General features: G+C 73.6%; 2 protein-coding genes. Both read right to left on the reverse strand.

The window, feature by feature from the left end; translation table 11 throughout:
* Positions 1–43 precede the first annotated feature (43 nt).
* Positions 44–184, reverse strand: a complete 141-nt coding sequence (locus FNQ90_RS25635; protein ID WP_182608491.1) for a hypothetical protein — start codon at positions 182–184, stop codon at positions 44–46.
* Positions 185–203: 19 nt separating this feature from the next.
* On the reverse strand, positions 204–738 hold a 535-nt coding region (locus tag FNQ90_RS25640), incomplete at its 5' end, for a DUF998 domain-containing protein (protein ID WP_182608492.1).

A 738-nucleotide genomic window follows, 5' to 3' on the forward strand; every position in this document is an offset into this window, starting at 1 on the left:
GTCCCCCGGAGCCCGCCCCGACGAGGGGAACCGGTCCGCTCCCTCACCCACCCGTCGTGCCGTCGACCCGCTCGCCGAGGAGATCGGCGTGGTTGTCGCGTCGGCCGTACTCCTCGCTCCTGCGGGTCGCTCCCGGGGGTCCCCGGGATCCGCTTCCCGGCAGCGCGAGGAGATGCGCAGGCACCTCGGGATTCATCCCCGCGTCATGACTCCTCCGGGCCGCAGGGGCGCAGGGGCGCGAAGGAGCGGGCCGGCTCCGGCGCGCGCAGCAGGTGCAGGGCGAACACGGTCAGCCAGAGCCACGCGGCGGTGAGTGCCACTCGCTGAAACAGGCCCGCGTGGTCCGCGAGTGCCTCCACCTGCTCGAAGCCCGCACTCGCGAGGGCCAGGGCCAGGAGGAACACCACGGCGGCGATCGCGGAGCCGATCGCCCGCCGACGATCACGGATGCCCCCGAGGCGGCGGGCGAATACCAGACAGGCCACGGGTATCGCCAGGAAGAGAAGGAGGGAGAAGAGGTCGTGCAGCAGGGCCGGGGCACCGCTGTACTCCGTGAGGGCGTCCGGGCTCCCCGGCGGGTAACCACCCACCGGGTCACCGGTGAAGAGACCGGCGCCGACCAGACCGATGCCCCACCCGGCAAGGGCCCGCACCCCCCACCGGGTGTCCGTGACGGCTCCCGGTCGGCCCCGCACACCGAGGGCGAAGGCGAGACACAGCAGGCCCGCGATCACGAAC

The organism is Streptomyces alkaliphilus (assembly GCF_014141535.1).
In the GTDB taxonomy this organism is placed as follows: Bacteria; Actinomycetota; Actinomycetes; order Streptomycetales; family Streptomycetaceae; genus Streptomyces; species Streptomyces alkaliphilus.